Origin of the sequence: Arenibacter sp. F20364 (assembly GCF_023015905.1) — a bacterium.
Lineage (GTDB): Bacteria > Bacteroidota > Bacteroidia > Flavobacteriales > Flavobacteriaceae > Arenibacter.
Genome location: NZ_JALKBD010000001.1, coordinates 197,522 through 215,261, shown reverse-complemented (window position 1 = coordinate 215,261; position 17,740 = coordinate 197,522). Strand labels below are relative to the sequence as shown.

At 39.4% G+C, this 17,740-nt stretch carries 17 protein-coding genes; 8 read left to right on the top strand and 9 right to left on the bottom strand.

The window, feature by feature from the left end; all coding sequences use genetic code 11:
* Window positions 1–80 precede the first annotated feature (80 nt).
* A complete protein-coding gene (locus MWU84_RS00905; protein WP_246896917.1) occupies window positions 81–806 on the bottom strand; it encodes a peptidylprolyl isomerase in 726 nt (241 codons plus the stop codon).
* 102 nt (window positions 807–908) lie between these two features.
* On the opposite strand from MWU84_RS00905, the gene MWU84_RS00900 reads away from it, so the two are divergent.
* Both MWU84_RS00900 and MWU84_RS00895 read left to right on the top strand, forming a co-directional pair.
* On the top strand, window positions 909–1,550 hold the full coding sequence (locus MWU84_RS00900) for a CoA pyrophosphatase (protein ID WP_246896915.1): 642 nt from the start codon (window positions 909–911) through the stop codon (window positions 1,548–1,550).
* A 40-nt stretch (window positions 1,551–1,590) separates the two neighbouring features.
* Window positions 1,591–2,394, top strand: a complete 804-nt coding sequence (locus MWU84_RS00895) for a lysophospholipid acyltransferase family protein (protein WP_031442935.1) — start codon at window positions 1,591–1,593, stop codon at window positions 2,392–2,394.
* Here MWU84_RS00895 and MWU84_RS00890 read toward each other — a convergent pair.
* Both MWU84_RS00890 and MWU84_RS00885 read right to left on the bottom strand, forming a co-directional pair.
* Window positions 2,391–3,038, bottom strand: a complete 648-nt coding sequence (locus tag MWU84_RS00890; protein ID WP_246896913.1) for a hypothetical protein — start codon at window positions 3,036–3,038, stop codon at window positions 2,391–2,393. The genes MWU84_RS00895 and MWU84_RS00890 overlap by 4 nt on opposite strands.
* 4 nt (window positions 3,039–3,042) lie before the next feature.
* Window positions 3,043–3,537: a sigma-70 family RNA polymerase sigma factor gene (locus MWU84_RS00885; RefSeq protein ID WP_246896911.1), complete on the bottom strand. Its 495-nt coding sequence runs from the start codon at window positions 3,535–3,537 to the stop codon at window positions 3,043–3,045.
* Window positions 3,538–3,810: 273 nt separating this feature from the next.
* Here MWU84_RS00885 and MWU84_RS00880 point away from each other — a divergent pair, with 273 nt between their 5' ends.
* Window positions 3,811–5,103, top strand: coding sequence for an NAD(P)/FAD-dependent oxidoreductase (locus tag MWU84_RS00880; RefSeq protein WP_246896901.1), 1,293 nt, complete (start codon window positions 3,811–3,813; stop codon window positions 5,101–5,103).
* Between the two features lie 26 nt (window positions 5,104–5,129).
* Here the strand turns inward: MWU84_RS00880 and xerD are convergent, their stop codons facing one another.
* Window positions 5,130–6,041: a site-specific tyrosine recombinase XerD gene (gene xerD, locus MWU84_RS00875; protein ID WP_246896899.1), complete on the bottom strand. Its 912-nt coding sequence runs from the start codon at window positions 6,039–6,041 to the stop codon at window positions 5,130–5,132.
* A gap of 212 nt (window positions 6,042–6,253) precedes the next feature.
* On the opposite strand from xerD, the gene aroQ reads away from it, so the two are divergent.
* Window positions 6,254–6,679 carry a type II 3-dehydroquinate dehydratase gene (aroQ, locus tag MWU84_RS00870; protein WP_246896890.1) on the top strand — a complete coding sequence of 142 codons (426 nt, stop codon included), beginning with the start codon at window positions 6,254–6,256 and terminating at the stop codon, window positions 6,677–6,679.
* Between the two features lie 231 nt (window positions 6,680–6,910).
* Here aroQ and MWU84_RS00865 read toward each other — a convergent pair whose 3' ends face one another.
* From MWU84_RS00865 to MWU84_RS00850, 4 genes are all read right to left on the bottom strand, one after another.
* A complete protein-coding gene (locus MWU84_RS00865; RefSeq protein ID WP_246896882.1) occupies window positions 6,911–7,195 on the bottom strand; it encodes a DUF3817 domain-containing protein in 285 nt (94 codons plus the stop codon).
* 104 nt (window positions 7,196–7,299) lie between these two features.
* Window positions 7,300–8,691, bottom strand: a complete 1,392-nt coding sequence (gene lpdA, locus MWU84_RS00860; RefSeq protein ID WP_246896880.1) for a dihydrolipoyl dehydrogenase — start codon at window positions 8,689–8,691, stop codon at window positions 7,300–7,302.
* A 163-nt stretch (window positions 8,692–8,854) separates the two neighbouring features.
* Complete coding sequence (msrB, locus tag MWU84_RS00855) at window positions 8,855–9,349, bottom strand: peptide-methionine (R)-S-oxide reductase MsrB (RefSeq protein ID WP_246896878.1); 495 nt, start codon at window positions 9,347–9,349, stop codon at window positions 8,855–8,857.
* 152 nt (window positions 9,350–9,501) lie between these two features.
* Window positions 9,502–10,077: a collagen-like protein gene (locus MWU84_RS00850; protein ID WP_246896876.1), complete on the bottom strand. Its 576-nt coding sequence runs from the start codon at window positions 10,075–10,077 to the stop codon at window positions 9,502–9,504.
* A 179-nt stretch (window positions 10,078–10,256) separates the two neighbouring features.
* Here MWU84_RS00850 and glgB point away from each other — a divergent pair, with 179 nt between their 5' ends.
* The 4 genes from glgB (at window position 10,257) to MWU84_RS00830 (ending at window position 16,898) form a co-directional block, all read left to right on the top strand.
* Entirely contained in the window at window positions 10,257–12,152 is a 1,896-nt protein-coding gene (gene glgB, locus MWU84_RS00845) for a 1,4-alpha-glucan branching protein GlgB (RefSeq protein ID WP_246896873.1), read from the top strand.
* Between the two features lie 98 nt (window positions 12,153–12,250).
* Window positions 12,251–14,650, top strand: a complete 2,400-nt coding sequence (locus MWU84_RS00840; RefSeq protein WP_246896870.1) for a glycoside hydrolase family 31 protein — start codon at window positions 12,251–12,253, stop codon at window positions 14,648–14,650.
* A 40-nt stretch (window positions 14,651–14,690) separates the two neighbouring features.
* Window positions 14,691–15,500 (top strand): M48 family metallopeptidase, encoded by an 810-nt coding sequence (locus tag MWU84_RS00835; RefSeq protein ID WP_246896865.1) that lies wholly within the window; start codon window positions 14,691–14,693, stop codon window positions 15,498–15,500.
* 72 nt (window positions 15,501–15,572) lie between these two features.
* Window positions 15,573–16,898, top strand: coding sequence for an MFS transporter (locus tag MWU84_RS00830; protein ID WP_246896862.1), 1,326 nt, complete (start codon window positions 15,573–15,575; stop codon window positions 16,896–16,898).
* Between the two features lie 115 nt (window positions 16,899–17,013).
* Here MWU84_RS00830 and MWU84_RS00825 read toward each other — a convergent pair whose 3' ends face one another.
* Window positions 17,014–17,724, bottom strand: coding sequence for a head GIN domain-containing protein (locus MWU84_RS00825; protein WP_246896860.1), 711 nt, complete (start codon window positions 17,722–17,724; stop codon window positions 17,014–17,016).
* Window positions 17,725–17,740: the final 16 nt, after the last annotated feature.

Sequence of the window (17,740 nt, the reverse complement as noted above, 5' to 3'; positions counted from 1 at the left end):
TGTAGTTAAGCTTAGGGTTTAGGTGGGTGCTGGTAATGGGACTACTTGCTTTCTGCCCATTCCAAATTATTTATTCCCAATTAAAAAGCCTCCGCTTTTAAAATATATATGTTTTGGGAAGGCCAATCCCCATTGTCCACAGGTTGGCTGTTTATGTCATCTACCACATCCATGCCGTCTATCACCTGTCCAAAAGGGGTGTATCCACCGTCTAAATGATAGGAACCGGGCTTAGTAACCACTATAAAAAATTCGTAGGGAGAGGCCAATTTATGGGGGTTGTTAATTTCACTACTGGGCATGGAAATAACTCCCCTATGGTGTTTGTGTCCTTTTCTTGTATCCGGAGGTAAAAGATATCGGCCTATTTTTGACCTTTTTTCCGCAGTTTCCACATTATCGGCATTGCCTCCCTGAATTATAAAGTTTTTGACCACTCTATGGAAATAGGTGTTATTAAAATACCCCATTTTGGTAAGGTAGATAAAGTTGGCTTTGTGATAGGGAACGTTATCGAACAACTCAATAGTAATGTCCCCTAGGCTAGTGGTAAGTTTTACCTTGTTCTCTTTTAAGGTTTTGCTATAATTGAAGAAAAACTCAATGGCATTATCCTCCGTGAGCTCAAAGGCTTTTTCTTCTTCTTGTTCTTCTTCCTCTACTGTTGGTGGCACTTCGGGAACAAGGCTATCTTTTTTGATATTGTTTTGGGGGAGCTTGTTTTCTTTGTTGGTAGGCTGATCTTTGCAGCTCCCAAAAAGGAAAATAAACAATATTGCAAAAAGTGAAATCTCTTTAAGTGTCATGTAATATGTATTATTTTTTAAATGAGTGTTAAATGATCAATATGGCCTAAGGGGTTGGATGTTTTTTAATTAATTTGCTGAAAATTACAAAAAATAGAATTCGTGCATTTTGACGATTTTTCCAACAGAATATCAAAAATAGAAAATCTAGAACTTCCTGGGAGTGCTTCGCATTATAAAATGGCCCCAATGTTCAGGATAAAGGAGTTGGAGTCCGGTAAAATCGAAAAGAAAAATCCTAGGCAGGCTGCAGTAATGGCGCTTTTTTACCCTAATTTGGACTACCAGACCAACCTTCTGCTGATATTAAGAAATACCTATAAGGGCATACATAGCAATCAGATAGCATTGCCTGGTGGTAAGGTAGAAAAGATAGACCTAAATTTGTTGGATACTGCCTTGCGTGAAACACAGGAAGAGGTGGGGGCAGTTCGGGAGCAGATTACGGTAATCCGATCCATGAGTGAAATTTATATTCCTCCTAGCAATATTGAGGTTACGCCCTACCTTGGGCTATATAAAAAGGAGAAACCGTTTTTACGACAGGCAGATGAAGTGGCAGCCATTGTTGAGGTTCCTTTGTACGATTTTATGGATGATAAGAAAATATTTCATCAAATTTTAAATACATCCTATGCCCAGAATGTAGAGGTACCGGCCTTTAAATTAAATGGTTATACGGTTTGGGGGGCAACGGCAATGATGTTAAGTGAAATCAAGGAATTGTTTAAACAAGTGTTATAAGGTACTTATTTTGTAATTTTGAATGTTAACAAAAAAATATATGGGCCTGTTTAAGAAAAATCCGTTTGGACATAATTTGTTTTTAAAGAAGTGGCTTATTCGTATTCTGGCCGTTATAACACACAAAAGATATAGGGGATTTAATACTATTGAAATTGAGGGGTCCGATATTATTAGAAAACTGCCTCCACAAAATGTTCTTTTTGTAAGTAACCATCAGACCTATTTTGCCGATGTGGTAGCCATGTTCCACGTATTCAATGCCAGTTTAAGCGGTCGGGAAGACTCTATTAAAAATTTAGGGTACATATGGCAGCCCAAATTGAATATGTATTACGTGGCGGCGGCAGAAACCATGAAGAAGAGTCTGTTGACAAAAATCTTGGCATACGCAGGTTCTATAAGTGTAGAGCGGACCTGGCGGTCCGAAGGTCAGGATGTTAATCGGAAGGTTAAATTTAGTGATATATCTAATATTGGTACTGCTCTCAATGATGGTTGGGTAATTACCTTTCCCCAAGGAACCACAACCCCCTGGAAACCGCTAAGAAAAGGAACATCCCATATTATAAAAAAATACAGGCCCGTGGTGGTCCCTGTAGTTATAGACGGTTTTAGAAGATCTTTTGATAAAAAAGGACTGCGCATTAAAAAGAAGGGTATTCTACAGTCTATGGTAATCAAGGAACCATTGGATATTGATTATGAGAATGAGTCTTTCGATTCCATTATTGAAAAATTGGAATATGCCATTGAGCAGCATCCGTCTTTCTTGAAGGTAATACCCAAAAGTGAGTTAATGGCCTACGAGGAAGAAAACAAAAAACGGAAATTCCGGGTTTAAATATCCATTTCCCTGAGCTCCTTGTAGTTTTTGTTAAGTTTTTTTAGGAGTATTCCATAGAGTAAAAAATAAATACATCCCATCACCAAAGTAACAACAATCCCCACTACAACCACAGTGGCGATCAAGGTGGTCTTTAATTTTTCCGGGGTAATATTTTCGGGTTCATAGTTATAGCCCATGGCGGCCATGGGATCTTCGTTTAAATATATTCCAGTGGCCATCACCAAAAAGGATAGGAATATCAGGGACAAACAAAAAATAACATAATATTTTACGGTCTTTCTGGTTTTTAAGATATTGGATAACAGTTGCTTGGCATTGTCCAAGGAGGATATTTCCTTGTATCTTTTGTAAAATTGGAAGATGAAAAACAGTACCACAGAATATTGGACCACGTTGGAAAACAACAAGAAATTTCCTAAGCCCAGATCTTTCCACACCGCCAAATTTTTGGACATGGATGGGATGAAATACAACAAGTGGGGCACTAAAAATTCAATAATACTTATAAAGAATATCCATTTGACGATGGAAGAGGATTTCTTCCATATCATATTGTAGATTTCATCAAAGGACAGTTTAGGCAATTGTTTGTCATTCTTTTGCCAATCCCTTTTTAATAATTCCAATTCATCCATCATATGCCTAGGGATTTAATATGGTTCTTAACTTGTTTTTTATTCTGTTCATTTTCACGCGGGCATTTACCTCCGTTATACCCAGGGTTTCCGCAATTTCCCTATAATCTTTGTCTTCCAAATAAAGAAAGACCAATGCTTTGTCTATATCCCCCAATTGCCTTACCGCATTGTACATCAATTTTAGTTGTTGTTCTTCCGTAGGGTCGTATTCATCCGCTGATATTTTAAAAATCACCGATTCATAATCTTGGGTCGGAATACTTCTTTTCGATTTTCTATATAGCGTTATGGCGGTATTCAGGGCAACCCTGTACATCCACGTACTAAATTTGGATTCTCCCCTGAACTTTGGATAGGCCTTCCATAATTGAATCGTTATTTCCTGAAATAAATCGTTATGCGAGTCCCTATCATTGGTGTACAATGTACAGACCTTGTGTACAATATTCTGATTGCACTCTAATTCCGTAACGAATTGATGTTCCAAATCTTTGGTCACTCGGTTGTAGCAGTTAGTTAATGATTAGTAGCAATATATTTTGTTTTGTTACAACGGCAATACAGAAATAATTTCATTAAATCGAAAATTTAAATTTTATCGGGTATTTTTCTTTTAATACTCCTATTTCATCCATCCAAATACTAAGATATTATAGTTGAAGTTAATAAAGTTGTTACCTATTTTATTTGTGGTGAACTTAAATGTTTTCAAAACTAAGATTCTTCTGCTTGATTAGTTTGCGAATGTTTAAATTTACACATATTTACAAGTATGAATATTCCTAAGACTAGTTTTCCAAGAATTGTTATTATAGGTGGTGGTTTTGCAGGTATTTCCATTGCCAAAGGATTGAAAAATAAAGAAGTTCAGGTAGTACTTCTGGATAAGCATAATTACCATACTTTTCAACCATTGCTTTATCAAGTATCTACGGGGGGGCTGGAGCCCGATTCCATTGCATATCCCATACGGAAAGTTTTAAAGGGTTACAGCAATTTTTTCTTTAGGCTTGCCAATGTTAAAGAAATAAGAACCGAGGAAAATACCATTGTGACCGATATAGGTGATTTGGATTATGACTATTTGGTGATTGCCACTGGATCTGAAACAAATTATTACGGCAATAGGGAGATAGAAATTAATAGTATGGCCATGAAAACCATACCCCAGTCCTTAAATCTAAGAAGTTTAATACTTGAAAATTTTGAGCAGGCACTTCTCACCGATCAGTATCATGAAAGGGATGCCCTTATGAATTTTGTTATTGTAGGGGCGGGACCTACGGGGGTAGAATTGGCCGGTGCCTTAGCTGAAATAAAAAAGGGGATTTTGCCTAAGGACTATCCAGATCTTGATACTAGACGGGTACAAATTCACCTTATCCAGTCCGGCGATCGTATTCTTAAGGAAATGAGTGAAAAAGCTTCCCAAAAAGCCGAGGATTTTTTGGAGGGCCTAGGGGTACAAATTTGGAAAAATACCAGGGTAACCGGTTATGACGGTAAAACAGTTAGTACGGATGTGGATGTTTATTTTGAAACAGCAACCCTAGTTTGGGCAGCTGGTGTTAAAGGTGTTGAGATTAAAGGCTTGAACGCCAAAGATCTATTGGTTGGAGGAAGCAGGATTCCGGTAGATGAATTTAATAAGGTTAAAGGGCATAACAATATTTATGCCGTGGGAGATGTGGCCTGTATGCAGACAAAGGACACGCCCAAGGGGCACCCCATGATGGCTCAGCCGGCCATGCAGCAGGGAAGGAATTTAGGGGAAAACCTAGTGCGATTGTTGGAAGGAAGGCCCTTAGAGCCCTTCGTTTACAGGAATAAGGGAAGTATGGCCACCGTTGGTAGGAACAAGGCAGTAGTGGATATGAAGAATATTAGGTTTCAAGGAGTATTTGCTTGGTTTGTATGGATGTTTGTTCATCTTTTCTTTCTTATCGGGTTTAGAAACAGAATGGTGGTCTTCGTGAACTGGGTGTACAATTATGTTCGGTTTGATAGGGAGGCCCGATTGATCATTAGACCCTTCAATAGAAATTATAGTGCCTTTAAGGATTAGGAAATTTCCTAATGCAATACATTAATTTAGTTGGACGTATCCTTTTTTCTTGGATGGTACTTGTTCATTACTTCTGTCAAATGTGTACGGTCTACATGCATATAAACTTCGGTTGTGGTAATGCTCTCATGGCCGAGCATTTGTTGAATGGCCCTTAGATCTGCTCCATTCTGCAATAAATGGGTGGCAAAGGAGTGCCGAAAAGTGTGTGGGCTAATGCTTTTATGCAGTCCTATTTCCAAGGCAAGTTGTTTTATAATGGTAAATATCATGGCTCGGGTCAACCGTCTCCCCCGTCGGTTCAAAAATAGGATGTCTTCAAACCCCTTTTTAATTGCCATATGTACACGTATTTCCTTTCTATAGATATTTATATATTTCTTATTGATTTCGCTAATGGGCACAAAGCGTTGCTTGTCACCTTTACCGGTAACCTTTATAAAATCTTCCTCAAAATAAAGGTCAGATAGTTTTAAGTCCAATAATTCCGAAACCCTAAGTCCGCAGCCATAAAGTGTTTCCAGAATGGCCCTATTGCGTTCGCCTTCCGGTTTGGAAAGGTCTATTGCGGCAATAAGGGCATTTATTTCTTCCTCCGAAAGGGTATCGGGGAGTTTGCGACCAACTTTAGGGGATTCTATCAACTCCATAGGATTGTCTTGCCGATAATCCTCGAAGACCAGATAATTGAAAAAACTTTTTAAGCCGGATATTACCCTTGCCTGTGACCTTGGGTTTACCTTTTGTGCCAGTTCATAAATAAATTGTTGAATGGTGTTTTTGTCAATATTTATCGGCGTTTCCACTATTTCATGGGATTCAAGGAACAAAATTAATTTCTCAACATCCAAGACGTAGTTGCTAATGGAATTTTTGGATAGACCTCGTTCCAAATTTAAGTAATGTTGAAAATCCTGAAGGGCTCGATTCCATTTCATAGGTTAAATATAATGGACTTTTTTGGGTTGAAATAGTTTAGGTACATGAACTATTGTTTCAACCGATTAATATTTGATCTTTCCTTAGGCTTGTATTGGCGATTACTGTTTGATGGTGATAAAAACCGCCTTAAATGAAATACTTTTTTGCGGAGTGATTAATACTCCATGCCCCTCTTTTTTTATGAATTACATTTTCATACATTTATCCCATGAAGATTATTATTATCAACGGACCAAACCTTAACCTTTTGGGCAAACGGGAGCCAGAGGTTTACGGAAAAACAACTTTTGAGGAGTATTTTGCCAACCTGCAGTTCAAGTTTAAGGAGGTGCAATTGGAATATTACCAGTCCAATATAGAGGGGGAAATCATTAATAAACTGCACGATTGTGGTTTCGAGGGATATGAGGGCATTATTTTGAATGCCGGTGCCTATACCCACACCTCCATTGGTATTGGCGATGCCATAAAGGGAATAACCACTCCTGTTGTGGAAGTTCATATAAGCAATACTTTTGGGCGCGAGGAGTTTAGGCATACCTCCTATATTTCCCCTGCAGCCAAAGGTGTAATTTTGGGCTTTGGGCTTAAAAGTTATGACCTGGCCATACAAAGCTTTTTAAATAAAGAGTAAGGTTGCTGATTGTATAAATATAAAGAATAGCTATCCAAGTCTTATTCAATATTTTAACAATAGTTCAAGGAAGTTCATTCAAAAAGCCTCAATTGTCCGGTCGAGCAGTAGAGACCTCATTTTTTATAATGAACCGTATGTAGTGAACAGTAAACGGACAACTTCTAATCAGGGATATTCAGAAAACTGCCTACTGAATATGTTTACAGAAAACTGTGTGCTGACTACTGCCTAAGTCAGTTGTGGCTTTAAATACTTTTTGTCTATATAAAAAGTGCCAAAAGGGACAAGGGAAGCAATAAAAAGGATGGCGAACATTTTTAGATCCCACTTTTTTTCTACGCATACTACTATTGCCAGGACTACATAGGCCATGAACAGAAATCCATGGGCATAACCAATATAGATATTGGGTTCCGGTATTTGGGCCATATATTTTAAAGGCATCCCTATGCCAAAAAGTAATAGATAGGAAATACCTTCGAGAATTGCGGTGAGACTAAAAATTTTTAACATATCTTTTTCAGTGATGGTGATGATCGTGATCTAATTATTTAATTAGACCCGTCAGGTTTTAAAGCTAACGGGTCTAAATTGTTAAAGGAACATAGTCCTTTAATTTATATGTGTATTACTTCTCCATAGGCATGGGCAACAGCCTCCATTACCGCTTCGCTCATGGTAGGGTGGGGGTGTACCGCCTTTAGGATCTCGTGTCCGGTAGTTTCCAATTTACGCGCTACCACAGCCTCCGCTATCATATCTGTAACTCCGGCACCGATCATATGGCATCCTAGCCATTCGCCATATTTGGCATCGAAAATTACTTTTACAAAGCCGTCCTTGTTTCCGGAAGCACTGGCTTTACCGCTGGCCGAAAATGGGAATTTGCCCACTTTAATTTCGTAACCTTTTTCAATGGCCTGTTTTTCGGTAAGTCCAACAGATGCAATTTCCGGGGTGCAATAGGTACATCCGGGAATGTTACCGTAATCTAATGGCTCCACATGCATATCCGCAATTTTCTCTACGCAAAGTATCCCTTCTGCAGAGGCAACATGGGCCAAGGCTTGACCCGGTGTTACATCGCCAATGGCGAAGTACCCCGGAATATTGGTTTGGTAATAATCGTTTACCAAAATTTTATCCCTATCCGTTGCAATACCAACATTTTCCAAACCAATATTTTCGATATTGGTCTTAATGCCCACTGCAGACAATACAATATCGGCCTCAAGGATTTCTTCCCCCTTGCTCGTTTTTACAGTTGCCTTAACTCCATCACCAGAGGTGTCTACCTTGGTCACTTCGGAGGAGGTCATAATTTTTATTCCGGTCTTTTTAAGACTGCGCTCCAGTTGTTTGGAAACCTCTTCATCCTCTACCGGTACTACATTTGGCAAAAATTCTACAACGGTTACCTCTGTTCCCATGGCGTTATAAAAATAGGCAAATTCTATTCCTATGGCACCACTGCCCACTACGAGCATTTTCTTTGGTTGTTTGTCCAAGGACATAGCCTCACGGTAGCCTATAATTTTTTTGCCGTCCTGTGGTAAACTGGGTAGTTCCCTGCTTCGGGCGCCTGTAGCAATAATGATGTTATTGGCCGAATACTCGGTCTCTTTGCCATCGTCCGACTTTACACTTACCTTTTTGCCGGGCTTTAGGGTTCCAAAACCTTTAATGACTTCAATCTTGTTTTTTTTCATCAAAAATTGAACGCCCTTGCTCATTCCTTCCGCTACGTTTCTACTTCTTTTGACCACAGCGTTAAAGTCCTTGTCCACACCTTCGGCCTTTAATCCGTAATCGGCTGCATGAAGCAAGTATTCGAAAACCTGAGCGGATTTCAATAATGCTTTGGTAGGGATACATCCCCAATTTAAACATACGCCACCAAGACTTTCTTTTTCTATAATGGCAGTCTTAAATCCCAATTGAGAGGCTCTGATTGCGGCTACATAACCTCCAGGACCACTACCTAATACAATAATATCGAAATTGCTCATTTATATTTTTTTTGGTAAATAAATTATGAAGTGGCAAAGTTACAAAACCATACTGAATTCACACAGATGCCCTTTTAAATTAATTGGAATAAATAGGGCCGGCCCTTATAAAAGTTATGGCCGGCCCAATGTAGTAAATTAATTATGTAATTGAAGCTTGTCCCTATTTTTCGGGCACAAAGTTTAGTGCTGCACCGTTGATGCAATGCCTCTGGCCCGTGGTATTTTTTGGGCCATCGTTAAAAACATGGCCTAAATGACCGCCACAGGTAGCGCAGTGTTCTTCTTTTCTGGCATAGCCTAGATCGTAATCCACGTCATAGGCAACATTTCCTTTAATTTCTCGATCAAAGCTTGGCCATCCCGTGCCGGAATCAAATTTGTGGTCGCTTTTAAAAAGTTCGGTTCCACAGGCAGCACAGGTGTAAACACCCTTTTGTTTGTTGTTCAGCAATTTACTGGACGCTGGGTTTTCCGTACCAGCTTTTCTTAGGACATAGAACTGCATATCTGTAAGCTGTTCACGCCACGCTGCTTCAGTTTTGGTGACTTTGAACTGCTCTTTTTTCTTGGAATCCATTTTAGATGCCTCTTTTTCCTGAGAAGTTCCTTTGCATCCTATAAATACAACACAAAGTGCAAATATTAATTTTTTCATAGTGTAGTTTCTTTTACTTTTTATAATTGGACGAAATTATGGCGGTATCCTTTCTTCATAACTTAAGAGAATTTTTAAGTGGAGGTTTTAAACTATAAAAATAGCCCTTATTTCCTTCAAGAAATAAGGGCTTGATTTAAAATAATGTGATTTTAGTTCGTTTGAAAACGCTTAACGTCTTTTTCTTCGACACCAATAGTCCTCATTACTGCTTTAATATTGGATTTGTCCAGTTTTGCCGCGGCAAATTCACTGGGGAGTATAACAACTCTAAACAGCTGGTTGTCAGTAAATGCCGTATCTAAATTGGCAAGATTGAAATTTCCGTCAATAAAAATCTCAACATCTATGAACGTGTGTGCATTGGTATATTGTATGGTTCCTTCTGGCAAAAAGAAATTTTGGGGTATCAGGCTCCACGCATCCGCAGTTGTATTGTCTTGATAATCTACAGAACCATCATACCGGTATACCAAAACTGCATCGGATTCGTAAACTGGGAAACTGGTAAAATCAGAAAATGTCATAATGTAGGAATAAATGTCCCCACCTGCATCATAGTTGAAGTCAACATTGTCCACTTCAAATACCTGCCCTTGGATGCCATCCTCACCGTCCTGTCCGTCCTGTCCGTCAAAACCATCGAATCCCGGAGGTCCTGCAGGACCTTCACAAGAGATAATAAATAGAGCTATTAATGTGCCGAATAATAAGGTAACTTTTTTCATAATAATTATTTTAGAGTTTAATCAAATTCTATAAATGTTATTGTATTTTTAACTAGTTTCAAAAAGCGTTCCAATTTTTATATCTATACTTGCAAAGTTAGGTTTTAGTTAAATCTTACTGTTCGTATATTGAAGTTACGAACCAAAGTAGTCCAAACAGTGTACTAAATAACGTAATCATGACCAAAGTAGTATCCCATAGTTTATTTACAGAATTTGATATCAACCTTTTTAAGGCGGGTAAACATTTTAAATTGTACGAAAAGTTGGGGTCCCATCTTATAGAGGTCAATGGAGTTAAAGGTACTTATTTTGCTGTATGGGCCCCATCCGCAAGGTCAGTTTCCGTGGTGGGCGATTTTAATAATTGGTACGAAGCGGATCATCATCTACATGTGCGTTGGGATGGTAGTGGAATCTGGGAGGGATTTGTCCCAGAATTGGAGAAGGGTACTTTGTATAAATATATTATCCATTCCACAAATCACGGGGTGGTTACGGAAAAGGCAGATCCATTTGCTAGGAGCTGTGAACACCCACCAATGACCGCCTCTATAGTCTGGGAAGATAAGCACCAATGGGGAGACGGAACATGGATGAAGAACAGAAAGGAAAAAAATGCCCTGGACAAGCCATATGCTGTTTATGAGGTGCATTTGGGGTCTTGGAAGCGAAAATCCAATAACGATTATTTGACCTATGCGGAATTTGCCGAGGATTTGGTGAACTATGTGAAGGAGATGAATTTTACACATGTGGAATTTATGCCCGTTATGGAGTATCCATATGATCCATCATGGGGATATCAGTTAACCGGTTATTTTGCCCCTACCTCTCGTTTTGGTAAACCCGAAGGGTTTAAATTATTGGTAGATGCATTGCATCAAAATGGAATTGGGGTCATATTGGATTGGGTGCCTTCGCATTTTCCCGAAGATGCCCATGGTTTAGGATTTTTTGATGGCTCACACCTTTATGAGCATCCCGATAGAAGAAGGGGGTATCATCCCGATTGGAAAAGTTTGATATTTAATTACGGTAGAAATGAGGTAAGGGCATTTTTGATCAGTAATGCCATGTTTTGGCTAGATCAATTCCATGCCGATGCCCTACGTGTAGATGCGGTAGCGTCCATGTTGTATTTGGATTATTCCAGGGATGATGGTCAATGGGAGCCCAATATGTACGGTAATAACGAGAATTTAGAGGCTATTTCCTTTATAAGGGAACTAAATGAAACTGTTTATTCCAATTTTGATGGAATACAGATGATCGCAGAAGAATCTACCTCTTTTTCAATGGTATCTAAACCCGTAAGCATGGGGGGGCTTGGTTTTGGAATGAAATGGATGATGGGATGGATGCATGATACCTTGGAATATTTTAAAAAGGAACCCATTTATAGGAAGCACCATCAAAACGATTTGACCTTTAGTGCAACCTATGCCTTTACGGAGAATTTTATGCTTCCCTTTTCCCATGATGAAGTGGTTTATGGTAAGCAGTCCCTATTGTATAGGATGCCTGGGGACGAATGGCAACGTTTTGCCAACTTGAGGCTGCTTTTTGGATACATGTATACCCATCCAGGTGCCAATTTAATTTTTATGGGCGGGGAATTCGGTCAATCTTCCGAATGGAATTTTCAAAAAAGTCTGGACTGGCATCTTTTACAATATGATTTCCATAGTGGAATCCAAAAATTGGTGAAGGACTTGAACACCTTATATCAAGAGTATCCAGCCCTGTATGAGAAACAATTTAGCCCAGAAGGTTTTCAGTGGATAGATTATGGAGATCATCAAAATTCCGTCTTGACCTATATTAGAAAAGGAACAGATCCCAAGAAGAATATCTATGTAGCCTGTAATTTTACCCCGGTTCCCAGGGAAAAATATAGAATGGGAGTTGCTAAAACTGGTCAATTAAAGGAAATTTTCAATAGTGATGACAAAAAATATGGCGGTAGCGGAATGAAAAACGGCACATTGAAAATTGGTAAAACCGCTTGGCATGGATATGATAAATCCGTGGAAATCAGCATTCCACCTCTTGGAGTGGTCGTTTTTAAGTGATTTTAAGTATTATAACAGTATTGAGGATAATTGCACTGCATATCATTTCTTTAATTCGCATGAATGTACTTTTTTTGTATTCGCAAAAATAACCACCCATGATCACTAATACCGAACTTGAGTACAAAGGCAATTTATATCCCAATACAATTGTTGATTATCATAGGGACACGGATAAATTGTATTTTACTACCGCCAACGGTGTCATTTTGGAGATGACAATTTTGCGGGATAGTATATTCAGATTTAGATACGCTACCGAAAATATTTTTGAGCCCGATTTTTCATATGCCATCAGTGAAGATGTAAGTGTAGGGTTTAATCACCTTAAGGTGGAGGAGACTCCTACCGAATATTTGGTATATTCGGCCAAACTGAAAGTACTTGTAGATAAAAAGACCCTGAGGACCCAGATTTCGGATCTAGAGGGCAATATCATTAGTGAGGATGAGCTTGGTTTTCATTGGGAAGAGAATTATGAGTTTGGGGGCAATTCCGTAAAAATGAGCAAGATTACCCAAAATGCCGAGAGTTTCTATGGTTTGGGTGATAAGGCTACGCATTCCAACCTTAAAGGGAAACGTGTAAGTAATTGGGTAACGGATCAATATGCCTATGGAAAGGACCAAGATCCATTGTACAAGGCAATTCCTTTTTTTATCGGCCTGCACAACAATAAATCCTACGGTATTTTCTTTGACAATACCTTTAAAACAAATTTTGATTTTGCGCATGAACGGCGAAATGTAACCAGCTTTTGGGCAGATGGGGGGGAGATGAATTATTATTTTATTTACGGTCCCCAAATGAGCCAAGTGGTCAGAGCATATACGAATTTAACAGGCACACCGGAGTTGCCTCCTATGTGGGCTATGGGTTACCATCAATCCAAATGGAGCTACTATCCTGAAAGTAACGTTAGGTCAATAGCCAAGAATTTTAGGAAAATGAGGATTCCATGTGATGCTATTTATCTGGATATCGATTATATGGATGGATTCAGATGTTTTACATGGGACAAATCACGTTTTCCAAATCCGAAAAAAATGATTTCGGATTTGGAGGAGAAAGGATTCAAGACGGTTGTAATGATAGATCCAGGGATAAAGATAGACAAGGATTATTGGGTATATCAGGAGGCCATAGAGAATGATTATTTCTGCAAACGGGCCGATGGCGCTTTTATGAAAGGCAAGGTATGGCCAGGGGAATGTAATTTCCCGGATTTTACCAATCCCAAGGTAAGGGAATGGTGGGCCGAACTTTATAAGGAAATGATGTCGGAAATAGGCGTTCATGCGGTTTGGAACGATATGAACGAACCTGCCGTTATGGAGGTGCCCACTAAGACGGCACCTTTGGATACCCGTCATGATTATGATGGACATCCTTGCTCCCATAGAAAAGCGCATAATGTATATGGAATGCAGATGGTCCGTGCTACCTATGAGGGAATTAAAAAGTACGTTTATCCAAAGAGACCTTTTGTGATTACCAGGGCTGCATTTGCAGGGACCCAAAGGTTTTCCTCTACATGGACCGGCGATAATGTTGCCACATGGGAACATTTATGGATAGCGAATGTACAGGCCCAACGTATGTGCATGAGTGGATATTCGTTTGTAGGCTCGGATATTGGGGGGTTTGCGGAACAGCCCAATGGAGAGCTGTTTGCAAGATGGATCCAATTAGGGGTTTTTCACCCTTTTTGTAGGGTGCATTCCAGTGGAGATCACGGGGATCAGGAACCATGGTCATTTGATGATGAGGTAACCAACATTGTGCGTAAATTTATTGAATTGCGCTATCAACTTTTACCTTACCTGTACACTATGTTCTACAGGTATTCCAAAGAAGGGGTGCCCATGTTGAAACCCTTGGTGCATTTTGATCAAGAAGATCATCAGACGCATTTTAGGACCGATGAATTTATTTTTGGGGAGCAAATCTTGGTATGCCCGGTTCATGAACCCAATGCCCAAGGTAGAAGAATGTATTTGCCCAGAGGAACTTGGTACAATTATTGGACAAATGAAGCAGTGGTTGGCGGTATGGAGAAATGGGTTGTTGCCGGTCTGGACAAAATTCCAATCTTTATTAAGGAAGGGGCCATGATACCAAAATACCCGGTTCAGCAATACGTTGGTGAACTGGAAATAAAAGAATTGGTTTTGGATGTGTACTTTAAAAATGGAGTGGAAACTTCAACTGTATATGAGGATGGCCAGGATGGTTATGATTACAAAAAAGGTAGGTATAGCCTCAGAAACTTTAATTTAAAAGGAAAAGGTAAAGAACTGCTTATTCAACAGTTTAAGGACGGCAGTTTTGTAACCACCTATAAAACTTTAAAGATGAATCTTCATGGATTGCCTTTTAAAATCAAGCAAATACAGGTAGATAATGAGATTGTGAATTTAAAGGATGTTAAATTAAACGGAAGCAATAATATTCATATCAGTAAGGATTTTACTTTATTGCACATTATTGGCGCGTAAATTTTTTGTAATTTTCTACGAATAAATATCTAATGTTAAGATGAAAAAAATAGTTTTAATTATAATGGTCTTTTTAGGGGTTGCGGCCTGTAAGACCAATCCTTTTACCGGGCAAAAGGTTTTGAATTTTTATCCAAATAGTCAAATTTTCCCCACGGCATTTGCCCAATATGACGAATTTCTAGGAGAGAATAAGGTTATAACTGGAACGGAAGATGCAAAAATGATAACCAAAACAGGTCAACGCATTGCAGCTGCAGCCGAGCGATGGTTAACTGCCAACGGGTACCCTGGCTATTTAAAAGATTACAAGTGGGAATATAATTTGGTGAATGATGAAACCGTGAATGCCTGGTGTATGCCGGGGGGTAAAATTGTTTTTTATACCGGGATACTTCCAATATGTAATGGAGAAACCGGGGTTGCGGTGGTCATGGGCCATGAGGTAGCCCATGCTTTGGCAGACCATGGGGCGCAACGAATGAGTGCAGGGACTTTACAGCAATTGGGTGCTGTGGCCGGTAATGTGGTTATACAGGACGAGCAGAAAAGAAATATATTCAACCAAGCTTATGGTATTGGTTCCCAAGTTGGGGTAATGCTTCCTTTTAGTAGAAGTCATGAAACGGAAGCTGATAGAATAGGTTTGCAAATTATGGCCATTGCTGGATATAACCCAGATGAGGCTGCGGAACTTTGGAAGAGGATGCAGGCCAATAGTGGAGGTGGTGCACCACCGGAGTTTTTAAGTACCCACCCTTCCAATGAAACCCGTATTGCCAACCTAACGGAATGGGCGCCTTTGGCAAGACAAGAAGCTGCTAAATTTGGAGTTACCTCTTTTCAATAGTGATAGGTAAAAAAATATTAAGTATTAATTTCAATTGGGAAGCTGCTCTTAAAGGAGCAGCTTTTTTTGCTTATGACCAGAATCCTTCCTGTTAAGGGCAGTAAAAAATTATTAAACGCTTGGGCATTTTATGATTGGGCGAATTCTGTTTATAGTCTCGTAATTTCTTCGGCAATATTTCCTATTTTTTATGGGGCCTTGTTTCGTGAGGCAGGAATAGAGAAAGTGGTTGTTTTTGGGGGAGAAATTGCTAGGGCACCCCTGATAAGCTATGTAACCTCAGCAGCTTTTTTGTTTATAGCGGTTATAACCCCAATTTTGTCCGGTATTGCCGACTATCTGGGGAACAAAAAGCTCTTTATGAAATTATTTTGTTACCTGGGGGCATTATCCTGCCTAGGGTTATATTGGTTTTCCCTAGAGAATATTTATTTCAGTCTTGTTTGTTATTTTTTTGGATTAGTGGGGTTTTGGGTAAGTTTTGCCTTTAATAACTCCTACTTGCCGGATATTGCTTATCCTCGCCAACAGGACCGTATTAGTGCAAAAGGATTTTCATTGGGATATATAGGCAGTGTTATTTTACTGCTGTTGAATTTGGCTATGGTCATGAAGCCCAATCTCTTTGGGATTGAAACAGACACCTACGGGATTGCGGAAATTAAGGCTATGAGGTATTCTTTTTTAACCGTAGGCCTTTGGTGGATAGGTTTTTCACAGTACACTTTTTATTTTCTTCCCAAGGGGTTTAAAAGGGAAGGGCTAAGGCAGCATATAGTTCTTAATGGATTTAAGGAGTTAAAAAATGTTTGGCTGCAGATGGGGGGACAAATAAAATTGAAGCGATATTTGGCCGCATTTTTTATTTATAGTATGGCAGTGCAGACGGTGATGCTGATTGCCACTTATTTCGGGGAGGAAGAGATTCAATGGACTTCGGATTCCGAAAGAACAACGGGATTGATAATTAGTATCCTTCTTATTCAGCTTGTGGCTATTGCAGGGGCAATACTTACAGCTAGGGCTTCCAAGGCCTTTGGTAATATTATGACACTAATCGTGGTAAATATGCTGTGGGTATTGATATGTATTTATGCCTATTTTCTGATTACACCTATTGATTTTTATATTGCGGCAGGCTGCGTCGGAATCGTCATGGGGGGGATTCAGGCACTTTCCCGATCCACCTATTCCAAATATATCCCTGAAACTATAGATACGGCATCTTTTTTCAGTTTTTATGATGTGGCGGAAAAGATCGGAATTGTTATAGGGACCTTTTTATATGGTTTCGCTGCCCAATATTTTGGAAGTATGCGATATGCCATTATTTTACTGGGATTGTTCTTTATGGTAGGGGCTTTTCTTCTGACTAGGGTAAATAAGGTTGGGGAATAGTAAGTTTTGCGATCACTACAGTGTATAAATCACTTGCGCCCCTTCATTTTGGGTTGGTTCCTACTAAAGAACTATGCCTTTGGTCATTTAAACGGTAGAAGAATAATGCTTCCCTTTAATGTTCCGTGATGTCCCCGCTACCAGAAACTTTAGAGCTAATTTTTTCAGGGTTCCCGCGATAATCTATATCCCCCGACCCGGATACTTTTGCGTTGATACTTTTATTGGCAGTTACCTCCACATTTGCTGAACCGGAAACCGTAGCATCAACATTATCGGCAATTAGGTCGTAGGCTTTGATATCCCCGGAACCGGAAATAAATACTTCTAAATTATTTGTATTACCGCTTAGGGTTATGTCGCCGGATCCGGACATGCTGGCTTTTACGGAATTGGCCTCCAAAATTAGAGCTATATCACCTGAACCGGACATAGAGGTTTCAAAATAGTCTGTTTTTATGCTCTTGTTTCCAACAATATCCCCTGATCCGGACAATGACAGTCCATTTATACTCTCTATGGGAATGGTTATGGAAACTTGCTTTTTCCAATACGTTCTATTGGGAAAGCCTTTCTTGAACCTGATATTCAATTTATTGCCTTTTACTTCTGTAATAATATGGTTCAATATATTTTCTTCCCCTTCCAAGGTTATTTCACCTTCTTGGCCATCCACTAATTCAATATCAAAAGAACCGGATATAGCGATGTGATCATAGCTTGGTGTGGACCTTACCACGGTGGTCATGTTTCCGCGGTTGTTTTTCTGTGCACTAATGCAGCTAAGGGACAGGAGTAAAAAAAGAGAGGTTGCTAGGTGTTTCATTTTTCTGTTTTTTATA